This window comes from Psychrobacter coccoides, assembly GCF_017498085.1.
Lineage (GTDB): Bacteria > Pseudomonadota > Gammaproteobacteria > Pseudomonadales > Moraxellaceae > Psychrobacter > Psychrobacter coccoides.
Genome location: NZ_JAGBKM010000003.1, coordinates 24,033 through 42,801 on the forward strand (window position 1 = coordinate 24,033; position 18,769 = coordinate 42,801).

The window sequence follows — 18,769 nt, forward strand, 5'->3', positions numbered from 1 at the left end:
AAAGCTCAGCTGCTCGCTGTCCTCATAGATGTCATCATCTTTGACGATAACCGTAATTTTAGGCGCAGCTGTGCTACCTGCAGGTACTTTGACTTGCAAGGTGGTGGTGCCATTTAGTAACGCTTGGATGGCGGCGCTGTCGGTAATGGTCACAGGACTGCCTGTGGCATCAATGTAGCCAATAGAAGCAATGTCCGCCGCTTCAACCTCGCTGCTGCCCGTCGCCACTTTAACAGTGACTGTGGTGGCAAGGTTGCTCTCGTTATCCTGCTCAACGGTGTACTCTAAGGTGTTGTCCACCCCTTCTATGGCGGTGGCTTTGCTCGCAGTAATGCCAACGGTCGGACGGTCGCCTTCTTGTGGGGTGCCATCTTGTGCCGCTTCATCCTCAATCACCCCGCTATCAGTAGCGGTGGTAATGGTGACGCCATTAGGGTTAACAGCATTGGAGATGATCAGACCTAAGTCTTCAGTTTGCTCATAAACGCTGTCATCAGCAACGCTGATAGTGATGAGGCTCTCTTTACTGCCCGCAGCGATTAAGACGTCGTCGCCAGTGGCTAAGAAGGCGCTGATCTCACCCTGATCAGTAGTATCAACCACGCTGCCATCGGCTTTGGTGTACTGCAAACGCGCAATGTCACCGGCGGTAATATCAGGACTGTTTGCTGCATCTAGGCGCACGTTAACAACGGTATCTTGGTCACTGGCCACATTTTGGCGGAGGGTGAACTCAAGAGTGTCATCACTTGTGCCTTCAGTGGCTGTGCCTATTGTGGCTTCAATCTCAATGGTAACTGGCCCTGGAAGAACGGTGAGGTCTAAGACAGAATCGTCAAGGACGTTGCCACTACCATCAACCACGTCATAGCCAATCACAGGGACATCACCGGTAAAGTCAGCATCTGGGGTAAAGGTGTAGTCACCATTAGCATTAACGGTGATGCTGCCAATCGGGTCGCCATTGACATCGGTGACGGCGGTTGGGGTGCCATCTGTTGGGATGGTGTCTAGTACGCCATCACCATCGGTATCCACTTGCACGTTCGAGACACTCAGGCTGATGCTCGGATCGGTCTCTGAGGTGTTATCCAGTAAGTTGCCACTCACAGGCGTGCCTTGATCGGTGCTCTGCGCTTCATCACCATCATTAAAGTCGCCTAAGCGATCTTCACTACCAGCTACTCGGTCTTCATCATAAATGGTGCCAGTGGCACTGTCTGTGCCTATAGTGGCGTTCTGTGCATTGCTGATATCCAGCACTAAGTCTTCTGATTGTTCATAAACATCATCATCCGCCACCGTAATGGTGATGACTGGGGCTTTGGTACTACCCGCTGCAATCTTGACGCTTGCGCCATTGGTGAGGAAGTCTTGGATCTCAGCTTGGGTGCCTAATGTCACTACAATGCCGTCTGAATTAGTGTAACTTATAGAAGCAACGTCCGCCGCTTCGATAGTGCTATTTACTGTATTCAGCTTAACGTCAACAATAGTGTCAAAGTTACTCAGATTATCTTGCGAGACATCAAAGATAAGCAAGTTATCGACACCTTCAGTGGCAGTATCTTTAGTGGCAGTAATAGATACTACTGGCGTATCATCGCCTACTGATGGATCTGCAGGATCAACAGGTGTTTCACCATCTGTGGTGCCATCATCATAGATGGTGGTGTTGACGCTGTCATCAGGGCCAATCGTTGCCGTACCTGAAGTGATATCAGTAACGGTAACGGTAAAGTCCTCGGGTCCTTCAAATAGGTTGTCATCTACAATCGGTACGCTGATGTCAACCGTAGTTTGACCTGCTGGAATGGTGACTTCTTGGGTGACAGGTGCGGTATAGTCAGCGGAACCTTCGGTGCTGCCATCACTAATGGTGACTTCAATCACCGTATCTTCCGTACTTGGGTTGCTAATACTTACGGTATAAGTCGCTTCATTGGCACTGCCATCAGCAGCGGTTTCATTCAAGCTGGTCGTGCCTGTGATGCTTACTACGCCTGGATAATCAACGGTAATGGTCGCTTGATTGGACTTTAATCCAGCATTGTCAGAAACAACATATTCAATAGGTGTCGGATCATTGCTAAAACCTGACTCTGGTGTAAAAGTGACTTTGCCAGTCGTAGGATCAACTACCCACTCACCTTCATCAGGCACAGTGATGCTAGTGACTTCATCGCCTGTAACAGGATCGATCAGCTTGACACTGGTAGGGTCTAAGTCGTTTTCAGGATCAATATCATTTGCCACTACGTCGATAGTGACAGGCTGACCTGTTTCACCTTTTACGACATCGTCTTCAGCAACAGGCGCCTGATTAACAGGAGGAGTGACACCACCACTATCGTTTGAGCTGCTACTACTAGCAGCGACTATACCAACCAATCCAACGCCAGCAGCCGCTGGTATCCACCAAGGTACAACTGCAACATACTCCGTGCCGCCGAGCGCCTGACCCTCGACATCACCGACTTCCAGTTGAGTCACATAATCATAGGTCTCACCAGTATCTGGAATATAATAATAGTATTCTCCATCTTCAGCGATACCAAGTAGCGCACTGTCTGGGTTATCGTAAAAACCTTCTATAATAAGGTCGCTTTCTTCACCTTCTTCTTCAAATGAAACATGTAAGTCGTTTTTTAGACGTTTAGTGATGATATGGTTAGGCGCACGACCGATAGCAGTATCATGAAACTCATAATTCACCTTATCCATAGCTTTAATAATGGTAGGCTTACCGTCCTTGGTCACGACTTGTACTTGATCTATGGTTTGAGTCGCATCATTTGTCTTCACAATAATCGTATTCATTTTCATCTCTTATTTCTTCAATCAAAATTTTAGAACTTTACAGTCTTATGTATTAGGATGTCTAAATCGCTAAAAACTCATGGCTTGGCTAGGTTTTCTTCGACAACAGCAACCACTCGGCGATTGAGCTGTCTACCCTCTACTGTATCGTTACTTGCTCTTGGCTGCGACTCGCCATAACCTATGGCAGTTAAACGATCTTCTGCGACTCCAAACTGCGAGATCAACACTTCTTTTACCGCATTTACACGACGTTGGGATAAAGCTTGGTTATAACTATCCTTTCCACGGCTATCAGTATGTCCTTCTATGATGGCGGCAGTATTTGGATACTGGGTCATAAATTCAGCCAGCTCAGCTACTTTGGCATAATACTCTGGACGTACGACCGCCTTATCTGTCTCAAATAACACCTCAAGATCAATCGTCACTTTTTCAGTTAGCACGGGTGTTTCTTTTTCTGCTGTCAAAGGTGGTGTCACAGCGGGCATAGCAGCGACAGGTGCTGGACAATTCGGTACGACACGACTGATTTGATGAGACTGATAAGATTTATTTGCTAATAGCGGTGATGCACTGTCAGGCGTTATCTGCGTCAGTGTGCTCTCGCCTGTTCCGTCCATTTCGACATAAAAAAAGTACGTTTGACCACCTTGTAACTGATAATCTTGCTTATCTGCCAATAAGTTATTATTTTTAAAACCAGTCGCCTGAACACTCAACTGATTAGTCCCAGCACACGACTCTACCATCGTGTAGTTGTTCGCATGCAAGCTGACCTGAAACCGATCATTGACAGAGATGTTGGCACTGGTTTGAATAGAGTGATCGTCGTTTTTTCGAATAAATACCAAGCGCACCTTGTCAGCGGCCACCTCTTGGTTGAGCACTTCTTCAAAGTCGATGTTTGTTTTATTATTCCATGTGACACCATCGACACGCCGTGTATTGCCTTCATTGTCAATCCCACCCGTGATCGCACAAGAAGACACACTAAGTAAGGCCATTGGCAACATGATAGTAATGATATTTTTCTTAAGTGCTTTATACATAGCGACATCCTGACGTTCAGTACTGTTTATTTTTGGTTAATCGATTATTGTTTGTTGAGGCCTATATAAGCCAACTCATTAATAACATTGGTTCGTTTTATACATTTATATATAGTGAGGTTTTTAACGGATTTATTACACTTAACAGTATATGACATATATACCATTTTATAATAGACTCTTAATCTGTCTGTTTTTTCTACCGCTTATCAGAATTTAACTGTATTGTCAGTTAATTAGGCATTATTTGTTATTGTGGCAAAGCTTAATACACTTATTTTAGTTAGTATAGAATGCGTATGAACACCTGTAACCTACTGAAACATTAATTGGTTCATAACAGAACAATAAGACACCATATTGACCCGAATTACGACAACTTCGTAAATATTCACCCTACTTTCAATTAAAAACCATCTACCAACGATTCAGGTTAATGATGCTCATTTTTTATAGGTTCTGTTTCTATAGACTCTATCAAGCTCACTTGATAAGCTTTCGGTGTCATACCAAACCAAGCTTTAAACGCTTTAAAAAACTGACTGTGTGATTTGTAGCCTAATAAATGTGCGATGTCAGTTGTCGATAACTTTTTTTCAATTAAGTACAGTTTGGCCATTTGCTTTCTGGTCGCTTCTAATACCTCATGAAACGAAGTTCCCTCTTCTTTGAGCCGTCTTTGTAGAGTGCTGACGCTGATATTCATTGAGTCAGCAACATGACGACGTGTTGGTACGCTCACCCCCATAACGGTATTAAGAATGATCTCACAACGCTGTTGGTAACTAAGGTCAGCAAACTGAATGGATAACATGTTCAATAAAGGATTTATCAGAAACTTTCTACCCAGTCTCTGCTCAGAGCTTGTTAATAAGTAAGTGGCATTTTTATAGTGGTTGCTGCACTTTAAGTCATATACCAAACTTGTTGTAGCAGCAAGCTTGGCAGGCACACCAAATATAGATTGATAGTACTCTAACTCGTAGGAAGTATACCGGTGTGCAACACACACGCCTTTTAACCTACCAGGACAAAAAGCTTCTAATAGTCTATAAACCAACACCATAGCGCCATCAATTTGGTTTTTATTCATAACCTCTGAAGCGTTTGAAGCAAAGTCGAATCGGAGTTGTTCTTTCTTTAAAGTAAGCTTAAGATCAATAGACTGTGTCATAAGAAAGAAAAAATGGAATACAAGCCGGCCGACTAACAAAAAAGGCAATTCACTATTTACATTAGAAAAGGGTTTGATACATTCACTAATGGCTTTGTAGAAAGGTAACGACTCTATATCGACCAGTAAATTTAAATGCAGACCTAGATAGTTATCCTGTAGCACATTAGATATGGCATGAACCTCCTTAACGACCTCTGTTATAGGCACTCTTTCTCCTTCATAATTCTCCAGAGACAAGAAGACTTCTGCAATTTTAGGGATGTCTTTTTCACGGCTTCTATTAAATAGATATAAAGCCGCCGCTTCTCTGATAGCAATCATTATACTTTTATGAGTACTGTGCCCAGTTTCTATCATTTTTTTCCACTTAATAACAATCGACTTTTTTTATACTTCACCTAACCAGGTCGAAGAAGGGCTATTCTAAATGAACAGCCCTTATCCTTGTCTTTATTTTTATCCTATAGTTACACCATGCAATCTGGCTTCACTCATTGCTTACGACCTATATATTGCACGACAGCACTAGGTCCATGGTGTAGCTCACCTTCTGACATCTCTCTTTGCAGCTCAACCCCCACCACTTCTTCAAGCTCACCAAGCTCTGCTCGCAAAGTTTCTAACGACATAAACTTATCCTTTTGTGACGCAGGTGGCCCACCAACTCCTTGCATCTCAAGTTGTTGCTCGGTATAAGCCTCCAAAATCATAACTCCGCCTGGTCTCAAAGCAGGTGCGACCTGAGCATGAATACGTTGACGTACCGCTGGTGGCATATGTGCTGATATAGAGACGATGCCGTCCCACTGCGCCTCACCCAATGAGTAATCCGCCAAGTCTGATACATGAGTAATAATCGCAACGCCTTTATCACAGGCCAGCTTTAGTGCTTTATTTAAGCCAACCTCTGAGAGGTCGATGGCCGTTACTTTATAGCCTTGTTCCGCTAAAAACACTGCATTTCTACCCTCTCCTTCTGCCAGACAAAGCACCTGCCCGCCTGCCGGTATTTGCTCAAACTGTGCTTTTAAAAAATCATTAGGTGCTGTGCCGTAGACATAATGATCACTACTATAACGCTGGTCCCACATTTTATTTTCCTTGTATAGTCGATACTAAATAAAATAGATACACTGCATTAACACGCTAGACTGGTACAAATTTTTCTTGCGTGCTGTGCCTGCGCAGACAGAGGCTGCAAAACCAACATTAAAGAACTAAGCATCTCAGTCTCGCTGTATTCTTTTTATACTGACCTGACTATATTAATAAATCACGGCCTACTGACTTAGTAAGCCTCATATATAGGTTACGAGGTTACCTATCTATTTTTTTATATTCTAATTAGTCATATCACTCATATACTCAAGCGCTAAAATGATAAATCAATTGACGCGCCTGTATATATTCGTTATTATGAATAAATATTAATTAGTCAACACTAGTGCATAAATCTGTTATCAAGAATATTTATCCATTTACATTTCAGGGGGTCATTATGCTACGTTTAAATTACACTCTCAAATGTTGGTCACTGGGTATCATTTTTTTCACCTTATTTTACTTTGGTATCCTAGCAAACGACCCAAGCTTGAATAAATATCTCTACTCATTAGCGATAAGCACGGTATTATTTCCTATTGCTAAGCAAGCTGTAGATGTCGTCGGTGAATATATAAATCCTGATATAGACATGTTTAATGGGCTATTATCTGCCCTACTGATTAATATTCTAATATGGATATTTACCCCTTTTATCGCCGCATTTGCGCTCTTATCGTTTTTATTTTATAGTATTTATACCTTTAAAGACTCTCTCAGTAATTAGTCACTGCAAATATGCTCAGCTTTTTAGCAAGGTCATCTCTTACGACCGACAAACTGCACTACAGCGCTAAGTCCTTGATGGCGCTTACCTTCTGATATCAGGCGCTGTTTTTCAATACCAATAACTTCTTCTAGCTCAGCCAACTCTATCTGCAGATTTTCTAATGAGCCAAAGCGCTCTTTTTCTGATGCTGGCGGTCCTCCTACAGCTTCCATCGTGAGCTGTTGCTCAGTATAAGCTTCTGCGATAAACACACCGTTTGGTTTTAAGGCAGGCGCAATCTGAGCGTGGACATGCTGGCGAACCGCTTCAGGCATATGCGCCCAAATGGAGATAATGCCATCCCATTGCTCTTCTCCAAATTGATAGTCAGCCAAGTCAGCCACTTGCGTGGTGATTGCGACGCCCCTGTCACTGGCTAGCTTTAAGGCCTTATTTAAGCCCACATCGGACAGATCCATCGCTGTCACCTCATAACCTTGCTCAGCCAAAAACACCGCATTTCTGCCCTCACCTTCTGCCAAGCACAGCACCCGCCCACCTGTCGGAATATGGACAAATGTTTCTTTTAAAAAGTCGTTAGGATGGGTGCCAAAGACATACTCTGTCTCACTATAACGCTCATTCCACATTGTACTTTCCTTTTATAGTTATTAACGATTAACATTTATCTGAATTTAATTATGTATCATGCAATAATTATTTATTATTAATACCCTATCAAAGCGCTTATACTATAATGTTGACTTGGCTGACGCATTGGGCATGTCATCAGTCAAGACTTATCAACTGCCATTTTTATAAGAACTATAAAACATGTGCGTTTTAACTAGGGCTTTTTATTGAAGGAAGTTTAATGACTACTGCTACTCGCCAAGAACACGATCTACTCGGCTACCGAGACGTCCCTGCTGATGCTTACTATGGTATCCAGACTTTACGTGCCTCTGAAAACTTTACCGTCAGCGGTGTACGATTAAGTCGATTTCCAATCTTTATTCGAGCGTTTGCTACGGTAAAAAAAGCTGCTGCGATTGCCAATAATCAAGTTGGTGTCCTAAATGACACTATAAAAGATGCGATTGTTGGCGCTTGTGACGATATTATCGCAGGAAAATATCATGATCAGTTTATCATTGATATGTTCCAAGGTGGCGCAGGCACCTCCACGAATATGAACGTGAATGAAGTCATCGCCAACCGAGCGCTTGAAATTTTAGGTTATGAAAAGGGGGACTATCAGCACGTCCACCCCAATAATCACGTTAACCTGTCACAATCAACCAATGACGCTTATCCGACTGCGATGAATGTCGCCTTAGATGACTACTGTACTTACCTGCTGGACAAAATGAAAGTACTGTACCAAAGCTTTATCAATAAAAGTCATGAGTTGGCTGATTATCTCAAAATGGGGCGCACGCATTTACAAGATGCCGTACCTATGACCGCAGGACAAGAGTTCAATGCTTTTGCCACCATGATAAAAAAAGAGATGGTTCGCATTGAGTCTACCCGCCCTTTATTTCACGAGATAAATATGGGTGGCACGGCCATTGGGACAGGTCTAAACGCCCCTGCAGGCTACTCTGAAACAGTGGCCGAGGTACTGTCTGAGCTTACAGGACGTCCTTACTATATCGCCGAAGATTTAATCGAAGCCACGCAGGACACCAGCTCTTATGTGGACTTATCAGGTAACGTGCGCCTACTGGCAGCACGCCTATCTAAAATCGCTCACGATTTACGCTTAGAGTCTTCAGGGCCACGTGCTGGCTTGGCTCAATATCGCTTGCCTGAAATGCAGCCGGGCAGCTCAATCATGCCAGGCAAAGTCAATCCAGTCATTCCGGAAGTGGTAAATCAGACGTGCTTTCATGTCATGGGTATCGACCATACCATTATCATTGCCTCTGAAAACGGTCAGCTCCAGCTCAACGTGTTTGAACCTGTGATTGCCTTTAATCTCTTTACGGGTATGCGCATGTTGGCCAATGTCTGTGAGATATTTGCTACCCGCTGTATCGATGGCATCAAGATGAATGACGACTATTGCAACTCCCAAGTGTTTAATAATATCGGTCTAGTGACAGCACTAAACCCACACTTAGGTTATGAGTCAGCGTCCTATGTAGCAAGGAAGGCGCAAGAAACTGGGGGTAGCGTCTACGATATTATTTTAGAAGAAAACCTAATGGATAAAGCAAAACTGGATGAGATTTTATTGCCTGCAAATATGGTATATCCAAAGGTCAGACCAGCGCTTTAATACGTTTGGTTCCCGCATAAAAAGGCTGGATTAGCGATTGCTAATCCAGCCTTTTTTATCATCACTCCCTTAGATTTTCACTAAGAAAAATCAGAGACCTACTATATCCAGCGTCTTACTTTTGCTTTATATGCCTGATATGCTTCCCCGAACTTTTTGGCCAATACACGTTCTTCTGGTTTGATTTGTAGCTGATTCATGACAACGACAAACAGCGGCAATAGTAATAATGTCAATAAGTTAGATAAGTAAAGCCCCCATGCGATAAGTACAGTCAATAGCCCAAAATACATGGGGTTACGGCTATACTGGTATACGCCCTCAGTGACCAGCGCTGATGCTTTATCTGGCGTATGCGGGTTTGGGGTGGTTTGCGCTTTTCTAAACTCAATAACGCCTTTTACCCCCAATGTGACCCCTGCGATAGCAAGTGCGCTTACCAACCCTTTTGAGCCTGTCAGTGAATAATCAAACGTTGGCAATTGCTTAGCGACGAAGTACATAGCGCCACCGGTCACGGCAAAGTGCACAACAGGTGGGACTTTAAGTTCTAATGAACTGAGCTTTAGCATAAAGACTCCGTTGCTTTTTGAGTATGATATTTATAGTGTAATTCATTTAGAACTCTTTAACCCACTTTATCCCACATCTTACTCAGCCGCTTCGGTGAAACTGCCATGCGAGTTTTCATCGGTTGCGCAAACAGCTGTATTCGATACTCCTCCACCATCCAGCGATACTCACTGATGGCCTCATCGTTGGCACGATTGGCCAGCCGCTCCATATGCACATCCAGCGCATAGACTCCGTCTAGGTCGGCATCAAGGTTGTGCTCCAAGCGTTCGATACGTACTTCCAGTGCCTCAAGATAGCGTGGATACTGCCGCCAATGACTATAATCCATATGATAGATAAAGTTTGACAGCTGCAAATCTTGCAGCTGGTCTTCGATATCATCGATAGACTCGCCAAATACCTCTCGATCAAGCATAAGTAAACTTTGGCGAATACGTTGCCAACGAGTATAAACCTCTTTGAGGGTTTTAATGATATGCTGGCCGGTTAATAGAAAGTTTTTGTTGACTGTATCGAAGGTTTGTTGATACTCATCAGCGTTAAAAGGCAACTCCTCGCTCAGTCCAACGGCCACACTGTCAGCGCTCTCAGGTAAGTCACTACTGTGATCAAATAACACATAATGCTCTTCTAAAGTTGCGTCCAAAGTGGCATCGATGACGATGGTTTTAAGCTTTTCCATATCGCCAAGGGGCGCAAAGGCCAATTTAAATATCTTGTCGATTTGGCTGGTGAGCTGTTTTTTCTTGGCACCCAGTTTGGTTTTTATTAAAGTTAAAATACCCGTGCGATGTGCTTTGAGGGCAGCATTGACATCAGTATATTGATGAATGGAGACAGCATCCCCTGCCTCATCAGCGACCAGTGCAGAGAACTGCTTCATGACCACGCCAGCGCTATGACGGTTTTTACTAAAGGCAAAGTGCTCGGGAAATTCGGTATGCACGCCTTGTTGCTCATTAACCGCTTGACTGGTCTCGCTAGCATGACGAATCTGCAGGGTCTCCAGATCACGGCCTTTTTCAATGATGCGGTTTTTGTCATCGACCACACAGATTTGTGGCTGCAAGTAGCGATCAATGCTTGATGGGTCAAAATCATCAGGGGTCACCGACATAATGCCACGGCGATTCAGCGCCTGACAAAGCTGCTTAAGCAATCCTTGCTCGCCCTCCATCTGTAGCTCATCAAATAGACTATCGGCAGTGTCCGGTATCGGCACGATTTGGCGACGAATGTCTTTGGGCAAGGATTTAAGCAATTGCAGCACCAACTCAAAACGCCAACCAGGCACACCCCACAACAGCTCGATGGCGTCGAGCTGTGGTAAGGCAGCCAGCGGCACACGGATGGTCACGCCATCGTCATCGCTGGCAGGATCAAAGACATAGCGCAGCGGCAAGCGCAAATCCCCCAACTGCCAGATTTCAGGAAAATCGCCGGTAGTTGGCGCCTGACTGGTCAGAACGTCATCATCAGTAAAGAACAGATGTTTTTTATCACTCTTTTCTACTTCAGCCCGCCAGTCTTCAAAGGCCTTTCGGCTGGCGACATGCTCGGGTATTTTTTTATCATAGAACTGGTATAGCGCTTCTTCATCGACCAGTAAATCACGGCGACGCAGCTTGTCCTCGATACGCTCGACTTGAGCAATCTTATCCATATTATGCTGCAAAAACGGCGCTTGCCGCCCTAGATTACCGGTTACCAGTCCATCACGGATAAATATCTCCCGTGACTCGGCCAGATTCACTTGCTCATAATTGGTCAGCTGCTTACTGACAATGATGAGACCAAACAGACTGATCTGGGCGTAGGCTTTGACCCGTCCGGTCTTCTTTGACCAGTGTGGCTCAAAGTAATGATACTTTAGCAAATCGCCTGCGGCTGATATCACCCACTCAGGTTCGATCTTAGCCACATTACGCATAAAGACTTGCGAGGTCTCCACCATCTGAAACGCCATAACCCAAGGCGGGTTTTGTTTAAACAGCGTACTGGAGGGGAAGATTTTGGCTTTTTGTTGACGTGCGGCTAAATATTCACCACGGTTTTCCGTCTTATGAGCGATGGTAGACAACAGCCCTGTCATCAAAGCACGATGCAGATGTGCGTAGCGTACTGCCTTGACTTCCTCATCATCACTACTGGTAGGGTCGCCACCAAGTGTTTCTTTACCATTGTTTTTATCCGTGGTCAGTTTTAGCTCAGTGACCATCTGCGACAGTTGCCGATGAGTTTGATGCCACTCTCGTACTCGTGGAAAACTTAGGTAATGCTTTTTGGCAAACTGGCGGCGCTGATTATTAGACAGCTTATTACCATCTTCGTCTTTATCAAACAAAGCTTTCCAGAGGCTTAAATAAAACAGAAAGTCAGAGTCGTCTTGCCGAAACAAGGCATGCTTTTGGTCGGCTTGTTGGCGCTTGTTTGCAGGGCGCTCACGTGGATCTTGCACAGCCAAGGCGGCCACCACGATGAGCATCTCACGCATACAGTCAAAGTCGCTACCACCAACCAGCATCCGTGCCAACCGAGGATCAATGGGCATACGTGCCATTTGCTGACCGGTACGGGTCAGACGCAGCTGCTCACCGCCTTTGCGTTTGTTCGGCTTAGCGGCCTTGTTGTTTTTAGAGGGAATAGCGCCCAGCTCGTCGAGCAGCTTATGACCATCAGTGACCAAGCGGCTATCAGGCGGCTCAATAAAATCAAAGCTATCAACACTGCCCAAACGCAGATTCGCCATCTGTAAGATGACTGAGGCCAAGTTGGTACGCAAGATCTCTGGCTCGGTAAACTCAGGACGACTGGTAAAGTCCTCCTCACTATACAGGCGAATACAGACACCGGGTGCCACACGGCCACAGCGACCTTTACGCTGATTGGCTGCCGCTTGCGAGATGGCTTCAATCGGCAAGCGCTGCACACGTGAGCGATAAGAGTAGCGTGATATCCGTGCAAACCCCAAATCAATCACATAACGAATACCAGGTACCGTCAGCGCAGTCTCGGCCACGTTGGTAGCGATAACGATACGTCGACCCCGACCTGATGGCTGAAAGATACGCTGCTGTTCATCATAGGTTTGTCGGGCAAATAAGGGCAGCACTTCAGTATGCTTGGGGCCATACTGTATCAGCACCTCTTGTAGCTCACGAATCTCCGCTTCGGTAGCGGCAAATATCAAGATATCGGCTTGATCAGCATGACCTTTATTTTGCGCATCGCTAAAGCACTCCTCGACCGCTGCAACCACAGCACGAGGTAGGTTTTCTTCAAAATCATCATAACTGTCCTCATCAGAGCTGTTGACTGGCTCATCGGTAAGTGGACGATAACGCACCTCAACCGGAAAGCTGCGCCCTTCGACATTAAAGATAGGCGCAGGGACTTGGCGTTTCAGCTTTTTATCATAATGACTAAAGTATTCACTAAAGCGTTTGGTATCGAGGGTCGCTGAAGTGATAATCACCTTCAGGTCTGGCCGTTTGGGCAACAGTTTTTTGAGATAACCCATAATAAAGTCGATATTTAGGCTACGCTCGTGCGCCTCATCGATAATGATGGTGTCGTATTTATTTAAAAATCTATCATGGCCCAGTTCAGCGAGCAAAATACCATCAGTCATCAGCTTAACAACGGACTGCGCAGTACCTTGTTCATTAAAACGAATCTTAAAGCTGATGGTGTTACCCAGTGACTCACCCAACTCTTCAGCGATACGATTGGCGACACTTCTCGCTGCCAGTCTACGCGGCTGGGTATGGCCAATTTGCCCGGTGATACCACGTCCTGCCAGCATAGCAAGCTTTGGCAGTTGAGTGGTTTTACCAGAGCCCGTCTCCCCTGCCACGATAATGACTTGATTATCAATAATGGCTTGCACGATATCATCGGCACGCTGACTGACAGGCAAGTCTGGATTTAGTGTGCTCGCCAGATCTTTTGGAATACTGTCGATACGAGCTTGTACTGCCAGCTGCGAGCGGGTTTTGACTTTATCGTACTGCGCCCGTTTTTTTGCCAGTTCATGAGCAACCTTACTTTGCTCATCGGTCGCTGCATCGGGGTTTTGGTTATTATCTTGACCTTTATCAAACCCTTTGTTTTTGGACGCTTGGTTTTTAGAGACAGCAGCACGGGCCAATTCTCGCTCAAGACGGCTCAGATAATGCTGGTCTTTGACAAGAACTGGCAGCTCATTATTTTGCTGATCAAAACGATGTAGAGCAGTGGTGATATTGGGCGTTGTTGTTGAATTATCAGACATATATGCTTAGGCTATTTATTATTAATCAGTGTTTAGAGTATGGGGGTAATTGGGCGGTGATTCAAGCGGGGTTTGGTGTATACGGATGTGATATTCAAGCTAGGTTTAAATTTAGAAGCCATGGTTAAATGATCCTAGTGGATTCAACAAAAAAAGAGGCCCATCGCTGACAGACCTCTTTTTATTGGTTCCATTAAAAACAGTACTTATGCTTATAGATTATAAACCCATGCTACTGTAACTGCATTAATCCGCACCCAGCTCAAGTAAACTGGCATTACCACCGATCGCCGTCGTATTAATGGTGATCACACGTTCAGTGACAAAGCGATACAGATAGTCTGGAGTGAGCATTTCACAAAATCCTTCCATATCTGTCACAGCGATCACTTGCGTTAAGATGCCATCAGTATTTGCTAGGGTTTGACTGATTTCTTGAATCTCAGCAAGACTGCCTGCCACTGCCACCTGCGCCAGACGATCGATATACAGCAAGGTCACAGTCTGCGAATCATTAGCGACACTTAATACGTTGTCACTGATACCCGTGGCATAAAGCGCTTTGGCAGCGGCCTCACACATGTCTTCTTGGCTTGGGCAATGCAGTATCACCTCATTGCCCGTTAATAACGCAGCGATCAGCTGCCCAAGTACAGCCATGGCTTTGGCTGACTCGCCACCGATGACCATGGTTTTTCCACGTGCCGTCACATATAAGTCATTAGACTCACCAGTAGCACCAGTCATGCGCTGCACGTCATCTAGACGAGGCGCTTGCTCTAATAAATGACTGAATAATCGCCGTGCCTTATTGGCATTGCCTGTCAGTAGTGCCAGTTTAGGAATAGCAGCTTGTAAATAAGCAGCACGCTCTACTGCGCTCAGTAACCGCCACGCTTCACAAGCTTGGGCATGATCTTTTTTAAACTCAGTCGCCATATTGCTACTCCTTATACGTTTTCTGCTTGGATAGATGAGACGGCACTGCTTGCAGCGCTCGCTTTGTTTTCAGCACTTAATGGCTCATTCGTCAGACGCATCAGACGGGCGACATAATGCGGGCCACCTGCTTTTGGACCTGTCCCAGACAAACCGCAGCCACCAAAAGGCTGGACGTTGACGATAGCACCGATCTGGTTCCGATTGATGTAGGTGTTACCCACTACTGTACGGCGTTCGATGTGCTCAGCCACACTTTCAATACGGCTATGAATACCTAAAGTCAGGCCGTATCCAGTCGCATTAATCGCATCGATGAGTTTATCCAAGTCACGAGCCTGATAGCGCAAGACATGAAGTATCGGGCCAAAGTGCTCACCACCAATAACATCAATGCTTTGGACCTCAATAGCAGTTGGCAATACAAAAGTAGATCGCTCTTCGCTGACCACTGAATGAGCGCTCATCGGCGCTTGCGCTAAGATATTGGTGGTTGGCTCAGACTGCATACGTTCGATGTGAGCATCCAAAGCCTTTTTAGCTGTCGCATCAATCACGGGGCCGACGTCGGTTGCGACGTATGTTGGGTTACCCACCACCAGCTCTGCCATATTGCCTTGCAGCAGCTCAATCAGGTTATCAGCGATATCCTCTTGGATACACAAAATACGACACGCTGAGCAGCGCTGTCCCGCTGAGCCAAATGCTGAGAGCACAGCATCTTGTACCACTTGTTCAGGCAGTGCAGTTGAGTCGATAATCATGGCGTTTTGACCACCCGTCTCAGCTATCAATACAGGCAGCTCTCCACTGGCTTGGGCATGATCATTTAAGCTTTGATTGATGCGTTGAGCGGTCTGTGTTGAGCCTGTAAACACCACACCCGCCAAGTTATCTGCTGCTGTCAAGGCGGCGCCCACTTCACCAGCACCCGTGACGAACTGTAACGCACTGGCTGGTACGCCGGCTTGGTACATCAACTGAACAGCGAAATGCGCAATCAAGCTGGTTTGTTCGGCAGGTTTGGCCACAACCGTATTTCCTGCTGCCAAAGCCGCCACAATCTGACCGCTATAAATCGCAAATGGGAAGTTCCAAGGACTGATACAGACAAAGGTGCCACGGGCTTTATAAACCTGACGTACCTGCTTGCCTGACAAGTCAGTAAACTCATGAGCTTGTGATGCGAGGCGCTCTGCTTCATCTGCATAAAAGCGACAAAAATCTACCGCTTCTTTAATCTCATCAATACTGTCTTGTGTGGTTTTTCCCGCTTCGATTTGACATAGCGCCATCACTTCAGCGTAGTTCTCTTCATACAAATCAGCAATTTTACGCAATATCTCAGCACGCTTAGCAGCAGGTACCTCTTGCCACGCTTGTTGGCCTGCAACTGCAGCATCGATGGCTTGTTGGGCAATGTCAGCATTAGCATACTGCACATCCCCTGCTATCACATCATGATTCCATGGCGCACGTACCGTATGACTTTCAAGCGCTTGCTTTTGGTCATCAGCGCTATACTCGTTGATCGCTTGCCCATTGATAATAGGGGTCGCTGACCATGTTTTGTCCATATGGCGGTCGATAGCATCTTTAAACGGCTGCCACTGCGACTCGATAAATATGTTAGGACCAAAGCTGGCACGACGTTTGCCATAGATATCCAATGGCTGTGGTATCGCTGAGTTGTGCAATGTCTCATTCGCCAGCAACTTATCATACGGATGCACCGTGAGCTGCTCAATCGGATAAGATTTGTCTAGTAGCTGATGTACAAACGAGCTGTTGGCCCCATTTTCTAACAAACGACGTACCAGATACGGCAGCAAGTCTTTATGTGCACCGACAGGCGCGTAGATACGTACAGGAATACTATAGGCCTGCAAAATGTGATCGTAGAGCGCATCACCCATACCATGTAAGCGCTGGAATTCAAAATCCTTATGGCTACTCATGGTCATGACAGAGGCCAAAGTATGGGCGTTGTGTGTGGCAAACTGAGGCCAAATCAGGCCACGTAAATGCTCAGACAATAAGTAACGGGCACAGGCCAGATAAGCCACGTCGGTGCCTTCTTTACGAGTCCATACCGGATAGCCTGACAAGCCTTTTTCTTGCGCCAGTTTGATTTCAAAGTCCCAGTAGGCGCCCTTAACCAACCGCAGTGGAATGCGATCTCCGACTTCTTTTGCCAAGCGTGCAAGCCAAGCAAATATAGCGATAGCCCGCTTTGAGTAGCCTTGAACAACCAGACCCAATCCATCCCAGCCAGCCGTTAGAGCGTCACGGTACAAAGACTCAAACAGCTTTAAAGAAATCTCTAAACGATCTGCTTCTTCTGCATCGATACTCAGATCAACATTGACCTCACGAGCCGCTTCAATGAGCAGCATACAGCGCTGGCGCAGCAGCCCCATCACTTGCGCTTCTTGTGTCGCTTCATAACGTGGATGCAGAGCAGACAGCTTGATCGACACTGACGGCTTGGGCATACCTTCTTTGACCTTGACATTAGCAGTCGATTTGATCGCATGCAGATAGTCATTAAAGTATTTTTCTGCATCTTTATTGGTGACCGCTGCTTCACCTAGCATATCAAACGAATAGGTATAGCCTTTATTACGGTAAGGCTGACTGTTTTTATTCGCCTCTTCGATGGTCTCACCCAGCACAAACTGGTGACCCATGATGCGCATGGCTTTTTGCATCGCCGCCCGAATCATCGGCTCACCCATGCGTTTGGTCATACGATCCAAAAACCCAGAAGCAGTGGTGCTGCTATCAATACTGACCACACGGCCCGTCATCATCATGCCCCAAGTCGAGGCATTAACGATAAAATTATTATCGTCTTTTAAGTGTTTTTTCCAGTCAGCCACGCTCATTTTGTCACGGATAAGCGCATCAGCAGTATAGCTGTCCGGCACACGTATCAAAGCTTCAGCCAAGCTCATTAGCAAGATGCCCTCTTGGGTATCCAGACTGTACTCTAGTAGCAGCGAATCGACCATCTTCACGGCTTTGCCATCACTACGAACATGCTCGACTAATTTGCGAGTCTGCTCGCTTGCATCATCACGCTCTTTGTCAGTAGGCTGTGCCAGAGGAAGCAGCTCGGTCAACCAGCGATCTTCATCCACACTATATAGCGGTGAAATACGCGCATACAGCTCCTCGCTTGAGTGCGTGATATATTCAGGCGTCAGCAAGTCAGTAGGCTTAAATAAGATGGGCTCTTTCGGGGTAAACTGATCTATTGGGTTCATACCAACTCCACAACTATCGTTTAAAAAACCATAATAAATGGTGCGTCGGAGTATTTTTATACCTGTATAAAACAACAATCAATAATAAAACGGTCACAATCCTGCCTAATAACAGACAAATTTGCGCTCACGCTAATGATTTAATCAAATTGGCGCTAAAACCATCGTATTAACGATACGTTAATGATTAATAGAGATTAAAAATACCAAACGGCGCCATCACAAAACGAACAAATCCAGCATCAGCTGGAGACGGTTAAGTATGTCGTCGAACGTTAAACATGCTACGTTAACAATGCAAAGGCAACAACGAACAGTTAAGCGGCATTAGTGCCTTCTTCTTGTCTGTAGTGAAAGGAGTGTGACTGCTCGATAGTACAGTAGCAAAAATCCTGCAGGCAATGTGAACCACCTGATAATAATGCTTAGATGAATATCTACGTTTGCAGTCTTGTATGACGCTAATTCACTGTAAGAAAAACCTCTACGGCGTTGATTGAGGTGATGCGCTTAACCTGTTTATATTATCATGAATACAGCAATCAAACTAACGATATCATCTCTAT

The 18,769-nt window shown here is 45.4% G+C and carries 11 protein-coding genes; 2 read left to right on the forward strand and 9 right to left on the reverse strand.

From position 1 onward, the window contains the following. The 4 genes from J3492_RS02600 to J3492_RS02615 all read right to left on the reverse strand — a co-directional run. Positions 1-2,820 (reverse strand): Ig-like domain-containing protein (locus J3492_RS02600; RefSeq protein WP_207989538.1); only part of this gene is annotated, 2,820 nt, incomplete at its 3' end. Positions 2,821-2,897: 77 nt separating this feature from the next. Next, positions 2,898-3,872 carry an OmpA family protein gene (locus J3492_RS02605; RefSeq protein ID WP_207989540.1) on the reverse strand — a complete coding sequence of 325 codons (975 nt, stop codon included), beginning with the start codon at positions 3,870-3,872 and terminating at the stop codon, positions 2,898-2,900. A 433-nt stretch (positions 3,873-4,305) separates the two neighbouring features. Then, positions 4,306-5,406: a helix-turn-helix transcriptional regulator gene (locus J3492_RS02610; protein WP_207989543.1), complete on the reverse strand. Its 1,101-nt coding sequence runs from the start codon at positions 5,404-5,406 to the stop codon at positions 4,306-4,308. A 134-nt stretch (positions 5,407-5,540) separates the two neighbouring features. Next, entirely contained in the window at positions 5,541-6,140 is a 600-nt protein-coding gene (locus J3492_RS02615) for a class I SAM-dependent methyltransferase (RefSeq protein ID WP_207989545.1), read from the reverse strand. Positions 6,141-6,547: 407 nt separating this feature from the next. On the opposite strand from J3492_RS02615, the gene J3492_RS02620 reads away from it, so the two are divergent. Beyond that, positions 6,548-6,877 (forward strand): hypothetical protein, encoded by a 330-nt coding sequence (locus tag J3492_RS02620; protein WP_207989547.1) that lies wholly within the window; start codon positions 6,548-6,550, stop codon positions 6,875-6,877. A 32-nt stretch (positions 6,878-6,909) separates the two neighbouring features. On the opposite strand, the gene J3492_RS02625 is transcribed toward J3492_RS02620, so the two are convergent. After that, a complete protein-coding gene (locus J3492_RS02625) occupies positions 6,910-7,509 on the reverse strand; it encodes a class I SAM-dependent methyltransferase (RefSeq protein ID WP_207989550.1) in 600 nt (199 codons plus the stop codon). Between the two features lie 224 nt (positions 7,510-7,733). On the opposite strand from J3492_RS02625, the gene J3492_RS02630 reads away from it, so the two are divergent. Beyond that, positions 7,734-9,146 carry an aspartate ammonia-lyase gene (locus J3492_RS02630; RefSeq protein ID WP_207989552.1) on the forward strand — a complete coding sequence of 471 codons (1,413 nt, stop codon included), beginning with the start codon at positions 7,734-7,736 and terminating at the stop codon, positions 9,144-9,146. A gap of 101 nt (positions 9,147-9,247) precedes the next feature. Here J3492_RS02630 and J3492_RS02635 read toward each other — a convergent pair whose 3' ends face one another. From J3492_RS02635 to putA, 4 genes are all read right to left on the reverse strand, one after another. Next, complete coding sequence (locus tag J3492_RS02635) at positions 9,248-9,718, reverse strand: methyltransferase family protein (protein ID WP_207989554.1); 471 nt, start codon at positions 9,716-9,718, stop codon at positions 9,248-9,250. Between the two features lie 56 nt (positions 9,719-9,774). Next, positions 9,775-13,995 carry an ATP-dependent RNA helicase HrpA gene (hrpA, locus tag J3492_RS02640; RefSeq protein ID WP_243453062.1) on the reverse strand — a complete coding sequence of 1,407 codons (4,221 nt, stop codon included), beginning with the start codon at positions 13,993-13,995 and terminating at the stop codon, positions 9,775-9,777. A 246-nt stretch (positions 13,996-14,241) separates the two neighbouring features. After that, positions 14,242-14,934 carry a 1-pyrroline-5-carboxylate dehydrogenase gene (locus J3492_RS02645; RefSeq protein ID WP_207989556.1) on the reverse strand — a complete coding sequence of 231 codons (693 nt, stop codon included), beginning with the start codon at positions 14,932-14,934 and terminating at the stop codon, positions 14,242-14,244. An 11-nt stretch (positions 14,935-14,945) separates the two neighbouring features. After that, complete coding sequence (putA, locus tag J3492_RS02650) at positions 14,946-18,203, reverse strand: bifunctional proline dehydrogenase/L-glutamate gamma-semialdehyde dehydrogenase PutA (protein WP_207989558.1); 3,258 nt, start codon at positions 18,201-18,203, stop codon at positions 14,946-14,948. Positions 18,204-18,769 lie beyond the last annotated feature (566 nt).

Excerpts from the sequence above, each read along its gene's own strand:
- J3492_RS02625 (WP_207989550.1), bottom strand. The coding sequence starts at position 7,509 with ATGTGGAATGAGCGTTATAGTGAGACAGAGTATGTCTTTGGCACCCAT.
- J3492_RS02620 (WP_207989547.1), top strand. The coding sequence starts at position 6,548 with ATGCTACGTTTAAATTACACTCTCAAATGTTGGTCACTGGGTATCATT.
- putA (WP_207989558.1), bottom strand. The coding sequence starts at position 18,203 with ATGAACCCAATAGATCAGTTTACCCCGAAAGAGCCCATCTTATTTAAG.
- J3492_RS02645 (WP_207989556.1), bottom strand. The coding sequence starts at position 14,934 with ATGGCGACTGAGTTTAAAAAAGATCATGCCCAAGCTTGTGAAGCGTGG.
- hrpA (WP_243453062.1), bottom strand. The coding sequence starts at position 13,995 with ATGTCTGATAATTCAACAACAACGCCCAATATCACCACTGCTCTACAT.
- J3492_RS02630 (WP_207989552.1), top strand. The coding sequence starts at position 7,734 with ATGACTACTGCTACTCGCCAAGAACACGATCTACTCGGCTACCGAGAC.
- J3492_RS02610 (WP_207989543.1), bottom strand. The coding sequence starts at position 5,406 with ATGATAGAAACTGGGCACAGTACTCATAAAAGTATAATGATTGCTATC.
- J3492_RS02605 (WP_207989540.1), bottom strand. The coding sequence starts at position 3,872 with ATGTATAAAGCACTTAAGAAAAATATCATTACTATCATGTTGCCAATG.
- J3492_RS02615 (WP_207989545.1), bottom strand. The coding sequence starts at position 6,140 with ATGTGGGACCAGCGTTATAGTAGTGATCATTATGTCTACGGCACAGCA.
- J3492_RS02635 (WP_207989554.1), bottom strand. The coding sequence starts at position 9,718 with ATGCTAAAGCTCAGTTCATTAGAACTTAAAGTCCCACCTGTTGTGCAC.